Consider the following 4,880-nt stretch of genomic DNA (forward strand, 5'->3'; position numbering starts at 1 on the left):
AGTCCTCGCCGCGCAGCGCGGTGATCTGGATGCCGCCGCCGACGGTCACGAGGAAGTAGAGCGCCTGGGTCAGCACCAGGTAGGCCAGGACCGCGCCGGCGAGGAAGAGCACGGTGCCGGTGCCGATGAACACCCGCGCGAACTTCCGCTCGTGGGCGTGCAGGCCCGGTGTGATGAAGCCCCACAGCTGGGAGAGCCACACCGGGCTCGCCAGCACGACCCCGGCCGCCACCCCCACCTTGATCAACAGCGCGAGCTGCTCGAACGGCGCGAACGCCACGAGCTGGCACTGGTTCGGGTTGCCGAGGGTCAGCCGCGCGCTCGGGGGGAGCCGGCAGTAGGGCTCGGTGAGCAGCTGCCCCAGCGAGGGCAGGCCGAAGATCCGGGTCTGGTACCAGACCACGCCGATGATCGTCCCGACGACGACCGCGATGACCCCGATCATGAGGCGCCGGCGCAGCTCGTGGATGTGCTCGAGCAGCGTCATCGTCCCGTCGGGGTTGCCCTGACGCGGGCGCAGCCAGCGGGGGACCCGCATCCACGACGGTCGTGCCACAACGGGAGAGCCTACGGGCGCCGCGTGTCGCGCCGGTGATCTGCCCGGGACTCGTCTAGGGCTGGAGGCGCAGGCGGGTGAGCAGGGCCCGGTGATCGCTGCCGGGCACCGCGATCACCTCGGTCGAGCGGGCCCGCGGCCCCGTCGCGTCGGCACCCGGGCGGGTGAGCACGTGGTCGATCTGGGCGCCGAACCAGCGGGGGAAGCCCGAGTGCCAGGTGGGCACGAGCGACTCCCCGGTCGCCGTCGCCGCGTCCGTGCAGCCCGCGGTGCCGGTGCGGAACGCGGAGTGATCGGGGGTGGCGTTGAAGTCGCCGACGATCATGGCCGGCGTCGGGTCGCCACCCGGGGCGCACCACTGCGCCAGCCCCTCGAGCTCGCCGGGCCAGTACCGGACCCAGCTCGGCACGATCGACACCAGGTGCACCGCCACCAGTCGCGTCGGGCCGAGGATGCCGCCGGTCACCTCCGCCCACGGGTAGCGGGTGTCGCCGTCCAGCGGGCGGGCCGTCACGGCCCCGGCGCGCGGCGCGGCGGCCACGACGATGCCGCGCACGTCGGGTGCGCCCGGCGGGACGTTCGTCCACGTGCGGTACTCCGGCAGCAGGGCGGCGAGCCGGGCCCGCATCCGTTCCCCGGACTCGGGGAGCACGACCAGGTCGGCGTGCTGCGCGCGGGCCAGGTCGGCGATCGTGCGCACGTCGGCGTGCCCCTCGAAGGCGTTGAGCTCCAGCACGGTCAGCTGGGTGCCGCCGGGCGGTGGCGCGGGCCGCGCGACCGCCCGCGGCACGACGAGCGCGCCGGCGACGACCGCCACGACGAGGGCGGGCACGAGGAGCGGCCACCAGCGTCGCCGGAGCACGAGCAGCACGAGCGCGACGACGCCGATCCCGACCGCGAGGTCGGGGCGCAGGGCCGCAAACACCGCGAACGGCAGCACGCGGTCCAGACCGAGGCGGTCCGGGAGGAGGACGACGACCGCCAGGACGGTCGAGACCGCGAGCAGGACCCCGACCGGCACCCGGCGAGGACTGCTCCCCGGGCTCCCGGTGGACCGGGCGCGCGGGAGCCGCCCGGTGGTCGTCATCGATCCAGCCTAGGTCGGCCCCGTCTGGTCCCCGTGGGACGTCACCCGCCGCGGCCGCCGGAGTGACCGGGCTCTCCACCGCCGATCGGGACCGAACGGACCGACGGGACGCCCGTCGCGGGGACACGCCGGGGAGTGACCGCTCGGCGCCGGTGCGGGGGCGTTCGCAGCGCCCGGAGGTCCGAGCTGAGAGCGTTCCGGAGCCGTTCGGTCACCGATCGCTCCTCCCGGGGCCGTCTACTGGTCCGGACGGCGGAACCGGACGACCGGTGGGCGCCCCGTGGTCGCCCGTGATCGCGAGGGGCACGGGGGACTCTCAGGTTGGCTCCACGGGGATGCGGAGGCCCCTAACTTCCTCGCCGATGAACACGACGGACGTCTCCTCGGGCTCGGCCCCGGTGAGCCGTGCGGGCCTCCTCCGGGTCGGCCTGCACCTGCTCCTCGCGGCGCTCCCCCTGCTCGCGATCTCGGCGCACGTCTTCGGCCTGATCACCATGAACTGGTCCGCGGCGCTGCTGGTCGTCCCCCTCGCCACGGCGATCGTCGCGCTGACGGTCTTCGCGCCCCACCCCGAGGAGCGCGTCATCCTCCACGGGTTCGTGTGGGGGATGGTCGCCTGCGCGCTCTACGACGTCTTCCGCCTCGACACGGTCTACATGCTCGGGTGGTGGGCGGACTTCATCCCCACGATGGGGACCTGGATCATCGGGGACGGCGCGTCGCACACGGCCGGCGCCTGGGTGGGCTACCTCTGGCGCTACCTCGGTGACGGCGGCGGCATCGGCGTCACGTTCTTCGTCGGCGCGGCGTTCCTCGGCCTGCACCGCCGGCCCCCGAAGCAGGTGGTGGGGGCGGCCGTCGCCTTCGCGGTGTTCCCGGTGTGGGCCGGCCTGATCGCGACGGTGTGGCTCGCGCCGCGCGGCCAGTCGATGATGTTCCCGCTGACGCCGGTGACCGTCACCCTGTCGCTGATCGGCCACCTGATCTTCGGGCTCATCATGGGGCTCGGCTTCGTGCGGACGCGGTCGGCTCAGCGGTTCTGGCCGTGGGCGCCGCTGCGCCGCGGCGACCTCGTGGCCGCGCTGGCCGGCGACGCGGCGGCGGATTCTCGACCGGTGCTCCCCCCGGCCGAGCGTCCGTTCGCCGAGCCGCCGCCGGCGCCGCCGCGGGAGCGGGTCGCGCCGCGCCACCCGTCCGGCCCGCTGCCCGCCGCGTCGGGGATCCCCGCCGCGTCCGGTCCGCTGCCGGCGACGACGGGGTCCGGCCCGCTGCCGCGCCAGGACCGGCCGGGCCCCGCGCACCCCTCGGGGCCGCTGCCGCGCCAGGAGCGGGTCGGCGCGGGGCACCCGTCGGGCCCGCTGCCCACCGCGACGGGCTCCGACCCGGCGACGGGGCGCACCCGCACCGCCACCCCGCCCGCCGGACAGACCCTCGACCCCGAGACGTGGGCGCTCTGGCAGCGCCAGCTCGCGACGACGATCAAGGGTCGTCGCACCCACCGCTGGCGCTGATCCGCGGGGCGACACGGCCCGCCACGTGCGGCTCACCGCGCGGACGCGACGATGGAGGGGTGATTCCCCGGTTCGTCGCGCTGCTCTCCGTCCTCGGTGCCCTCGCCCTCCTGTCCGGCTGCGCGCAGACCGGGCCCACCCCGGGGCGTCCGCCCGCGGAGATCGTGCGTGAGGCCGTCGTCGCCACCGCGGCCGCCGGTCCCTCGCACGCCACCGTCGCCGGGCAGACCGCGGTCGCCGGCCAGGTCATCCCGCTCGACGGCCGGGGCGTGGTCGACCCCGCCCACGCGACCGCCGACCTGACCCTGCAGGTGCCCTCGCTCGGGGCGGTGCGCGTCGTGTTCAGCGGCGGCACGCTGGCCGCGCAGGTCCCGCCGGCCGCGGCCGGGGTGCTCGGCGCCGTGTCGGGCGGCAAGCAGTGGGTCTCGGTGGACGTGAACCGGCTCGCCCAGTCCGGCTACGGCGCCCCGCTCGGCGCCTTCGGCGTGGGCACGACCGGGAACCCGGCCCAGCAGCTGGGCTACCTGCGCGCGATCAGCGACACCACCCGCGTGGTCGGGCCCGAGCCGATCGACGGGGTGCCCACGACCCACTACGCCGGTGCGGTCGACCTCGACAAGGTCCCGGCCGCCGACGACCCCGCGACGAAGCCCGCCGTCGACCGGCTCAAGGCGCAGATCGGCTCACCCCTGCTCCCCGTCGACGTGTGGGTGGACGGCAGCGGGAAGCTCAAGCGCGTCGGCCAGACCGTCACTGTCCCCGCCGCACCGGGTGGGCCGGCCGGTCCGCCCACCACGAGCACCACCACGCTCACCCTGTCCGACGTCGGGTCCGCGCCCGCCGTCGTGCCCCCGCCGGCCGACCAGGTCGCCGACGTCTCGTCCCTGCTGCCCCGCTAGGTCACGAGACGGTGTGCACCGTGCACAGCACACCCCGGTGATCGGTTCCCGGCACCTCGACCACGTCGAACCCGTCGACCCCCACCCCGCCCCCGACGAGCACGTGGTCGAGCTGGGCCCCGAGCCAGCGCGGGGTGGCGGTCGGCCACGTGGCGAGCAGGCCCTTCCCGGCCGCGTCGCCGGCGTCCGTGCAGCCCGCGGTGCCCGCACTGAAGGCGGCGAGGTCCGCGGTCGAGTTCAGGTCGCCGAGGACGGCGGCCGGCCCGGCGGCGGGCCCGCACCAGCGCTGCAGCGAGGCGAGCTCGCTGGCCCAGGCGCCGACGAGCGTCGGGACCGGGGCGGCCAGGTGCGCCCCGACCAGCCGGGTGCGGCCGAGGGCGCCCCCGGAGAGCTGCAGCCAGGGGAAGCTGACGTCACGGACGACGTCGGCGCGCACGGCACCGAGCGACGGGCCGGCGAGGATCGTCGAGCCCTCGACGTCGGCCTGGGCGGCCGACGTCGACGACCACGAGCGGTAGCCCAGGTCGGCGACCAGCGGGGCCAGCCGGGCGCGGTACGGCTCCCCGGCCTCGGGGAGCACGACGACGTCGGGGCGGCGCAGGTGCAGCAGCCGGGAGAGCGCCTCGACGTCGGCGCTCCCGCGGTCGACGTTCTGGACCATGACGACGAGGTCCGGCCCCGAGTCGGGCCCGGGGCCGTCGGGGACCACCCGCGGCAGCAGGCCCGCGACGGACACCGCGGCGATCACCAGGACCGGCACCACCGTCGGCCACCAGCGTGCCCGCACCGCGAGGGCGAGCAGGGCGAGGACCACCACGAGGATCGTC

General features: G+C 76.1%; 5 protein-coding genes. 2 read left to right on the forward strand and 3 right to left on the reverse strand.

Annotated features, from left to right (window positions below):
• Both tatC and AC0CYZ_RS01485 read right to left on the reverse strand, forming a co-directional pair.
• On the reverse strand, positions 1-538 hold a 538-nt coding region (gene tatC, locus AC0CYZ_RS01480), incomplete at its 3' end, for a twin-arginine translocase subunit TatC (protein WP_472211487.1).
• A gap of 73 nt (positions 539-611) precedes the next feature.
• Entirely contained in the window at positions 612-1,643 is a 1,032-nt protein-coding gene (locus AC0CYZ_RS01485) for an endonuclease/exonuclease/phosphatase family protein (RefSeq protein ID WP_472211490.1), read from the reverse strand.
• Between the two features lie 362 nt (positions 1,644-2,005).
• Between AC0CYZ_RS01485 and AC0CYZ_RS01490 the strand changes: the two genes are divergently transcribed.
• Both AC0CYZ_RS01490 and AC0CYZ_RS01495 read left to right on the forward strand, forming a co-directional pair.
• Positions 2,006-3,154 (forward strand): hypothetical protein, encoded by a 1,149-nt coding sequence (locus AC0CYZ_RS01490; protein ID WP_472211493.1) that lies wholly within the window; start codon positions 2,006-2,008, stop codon positions 3,152-3,154.
• A 59-nt stretch (positions 3,155-3,213) separates the two neighbouring features.
• Positions 3,214-4,053 (forward strand): SCO4651 family lipoprotein, encoded by an 840-nt coding sequence (locus AC0CYZ_RS01495; protein WP_472211496.1) that lies wholly within the window; start codon positions 3,214-3,216, stop codon positions 4,051-4,053.
• A 1-nt stretch (position 4,054) separates the two neighbouring features.
• Here AC0CYZ_RS01495 and AC0CYZ_RS01500 read toward each other — a convergent pair.
• On the reverse strand, positions 4,055-4,880 hold an 826-nt coding region (locus tag AC0CYZ_RS01500), incomplete at its 5' end, for an endonuclease/exonuclease/phosphatase family protein (protein ID WP_472211499.1).

This window comes from Actinomycetospora sp. (genome assembly GCF_055612215.1).